This is a genomic window from Alteromonas sp. 4NH20-0104, assembly GCF_057547795.1.
Window position 1 is genome coordinate 1 of sequence record NZ_BAAJLP010000063.1, and the last position, 2,740, is coordinate 2,740.

The following is a 2,740-nucleotide window of genomic DNA, read 5'->3' on the forward strand; positions in this document are numbered from 1 at the left end:
TATGGATAATGGCCCGGAGCTAATTTCGGCGACACTGACAGATTGGTGCGATACCCATAATATTGAACTGGTTTATATCCAGCCAGGTAAGCCACAGCAAAATGGTTTTGTTGAACGCTTTAACGGTTCATTCCGCAGAGAGTTTCTGGATGCCTACTTGTTTGAAAATCTCAATCAGGTAAGAGAAATGGCTTGGTTCTGGCGACTGGATTATAACGAAGAAAGAACACATGAAAGTCTGGGTAACCTGCCTCCGGCAGCTTACCGAGCAAAACTGGAAAACTCTAATTTAGAAGTGTCCCATTAAAGGGGAAGTGGACAGTAGCAGTAGCTCGATATCGGCTTCAGGTTGGCTGAGCATTTCAAGGCTTTTCATTACGTATTCGAACACATTAAGGTCGTTGGCTTTGGCCGTTTCGATGATGCTGTAGAGGATAGCACTTGCGTTAGCGCCGGTTGCTGTCTGGCTGAACAACCAGTTTTTCCGGCCAATGACGAACGGTTTTATTGCTCGCTCTGCACGGTTGTTATCGATGTTCAGTTGCCCATCTAGTGTGTAGCGTTCCAGTTTATGCCATTGATTCAGACAGTATTGTATCGCTTCGCCCAGTTTGGTTTTGGGCAGCACTTGTTGTGCAGATTTGTTCAGCCAGGTATGCAGTTGGTTGAGTAGCGGCAGACTTTTCTCTTGCCGGAGGGTATAGCGCTCTTCTGCTGTGTGTTGTTTTAACTGTGTTTCGATACGATAGAGTTTCTGGATATGGTTTAGTGCCCAGTCTGCTTTGCCGCTGCTTTTATTACCGGCACCTTTTTTGGCCTCCATAAACTTACGGCGGGCATGGGCCCAGCAGCCAACTAAGGTGGCTTGCGTTTGTTCATAGCCAACATAACCGTCGACTTGTAGATAGCCGTTATAACCGGCAAGGAAGTCCACTGCACATTGCCCGGCTCGACCATTGTGATAATCGTACAGCACGATGTTGGGTATCGCTGAGCCGGTAATTGTCGCTTGCGGTGAATCTGTACCGGTGGCATACAGCCACATGTAGCTCGTCGATTTATCGGAATCGACAACTTTCAGCGTGGTTTCATCCGCCTGGATAACCGGTTGTTTTAACAGATGCTGATGGAGCTGGTCGTAGAGGGGCTTAAACAACTCAGCACAGCGGATTATCCAGTCTGCCATGGTCTTGCGGCTTATCTCGATACCATGTTGTTTAAACATGGCTTCCTGCCGGTACAGTGGCAGGCCATACTGGTATTTGCTGGTGATTATCTGGCTTAGCAGGCTGGGCGTCGCATAGCCTTTGGGGATAACACTATGTGGCACCGGCGCTTGTTTGATAGTGTTACTAATGCCGTCTTTGTCGCAGGTGCGGCACGCATACTTCGGGCGAACATGCTCAATCACTTTCACCTGAGCAGGAATAAACTGAAGCTTCTCAGATTTATCTTCGCCGATGCGGTGTAATTCGTTGGCGCAGCAGTTACAGATTTTCTCGTCTTCAGGGATATCGTGAATGATAACCTCACGGGGTAAATCCTTGGGCAGTGGCTTGCGCTTGGGTTTATTGCGCGTATAACTAATCGCTTCCTGCTCTGGCGTTTCGACCTCAGCAACTAGTTCTTCGGCCTCATTAAACAGTTCACCCTGACCAGGGTGACCTTCGGTACTTTTACCGAACTGTTTATGTTGGGCAATGCGGAACTGCTCTTCGAGATACTGATACCGGTTATTCAGTTCCTCAAGCTGCTGCTCCAGCTCAGCGATGCGACGTTGATAATCTTTTTCGTTCATAGGGTTAGTATCGCCGATTAAGGCACTGATTACCCTACATTATTCAGACTATTTCGTGATCGATAATCGCTGTTTATGATCATCCGTTATAAGCCGGAGGCAGTGTAATGCAAAGGCTGATGGCCTATCACATCAAAGCCCGATAACAACCATTGCAACTGTTGTTCGCTCAGGTGCATGTGTTGTAACTCAGCATCATTCGGCCATTTAAAGCGGTGCTTCTCAAGGCGTTTATACCACAGCGCGAAGCCGGTTTTATCCCAGTAGAGGATTTTGAGTTTATCGCGCTTTTTATTACAGAAGACAAACAGGGCATCCCGGAACGGACTAAGCTGCATCTGTTGCTCAACCACCACAATCAGACCGTTGATGGACTTACGGAAATCGACGATATCCATGTACAGGTAAATGTCGGCAGGTTCGACGAACATCTTCATTCGTTAAGTGCCTTCATCAACGCCGCTAACCAATGCGGTGGTACTGTAATGGGTAAACTGAGTTGGCCGGAGCCATAAGCCAACGTAATCTGTTCAGTCGCAGCAGTAAACTCCTGAGATTCAACCGTGGTGACTTCTCGTTTAACCTGAACAAACTTGCCTTGAGTTTGTAGCAAACGTATATCACTGCGCCTGGCGTAAAAGGTTTGGATATTGATATGTTGTTGTCGGCAGAATTCGACAGCCGAGAGGCCACTGTGTTGTTGCTGTTTGAATAATTGTCGCCATTCTTGCTGGCTGCGCTGAGGGTTTCGCATGACGTACTCCTTTTAAAAAGGACACCATGCCGTAGCTATTTCAGAATTTGAATGTGGGGATCACCGGACGGATACGAAGAACTTTAATGGATATGACCCTCGATGGTTGGGTCTTCATGGGAGTGGCACTCCAGTGCCAGTCCTAAAAGCAAAAAACCCAGCTTTCGCTGGGTTCTTTGTTTTTGAAT

The 2,740-nt window shown here is 47.5% G+C and carries 4 protein-coding genes; 1 reads left to right on the top strand and 3 read right to left on the bottom strand.

Annotated elements, in window-relative coordinates; all coding sequences use genetic code 11:
* Positions 1 to 307, top strand: a 307-nt coding sequence (locus AC27IB_RS23375; RefSeq protein ID WP_487124033.1) for a transposase, incomplete at its 5' end; no start/stop codon positions are given.
* Here the strand turns inward: AC27IB_RS23375 and tnpC are convergent.
* From tnpC to tnpA, 3 genes are all read right to left on the bottom strand, one after another.
* Positions 290 to 1,798 (bottom strand): IS66 family transposase, encoded by a 1,509-nt coding sequence (gene tnpC, locus AC27IB_RS23380; protein ID WP_487124035.1) that lies wholly within the window; start codon positions 1,796 to 1,798, stop codon positions 290 to 292. The genes AC27IB_RS23375 and tnpC overlap by 18 nt on opposite strands.
* A gap of 86 nt (positions 1,799 to 1,884) precedes the next feature.
* Positions 1,885 to 2,235, bottom strand: a complete 351-nt coding sequence (gene tnpB / locus AC27IB_RS23385; RefSeq protein ID WP_297292829.1) for an IS66 family insertion sequence element accessory protein TnpB — start codon at positions 2,233 to 2,235, stop codon at positions 1,885 to 1,887.
* Positions 2,232 to 2,552 (bottom strand): IS66 family insertion sequence element accessory protein TnpA, encoded by a 321-nt coding sequence (gene tnpA / locus AC27IB_RS23390; protein ID WP_163088570.1) that lies wholly within the window; start codon positions 2,550 to 2,552, stop codon positions 2,232 to 2,234. The genes tnpB and tnpA overlap by 4 nt, the downstream gene beginning before the upstream one ends.
* Between the last annotated feature and the right edge of the window lie 188 nt (positions 2,553 to 2,740).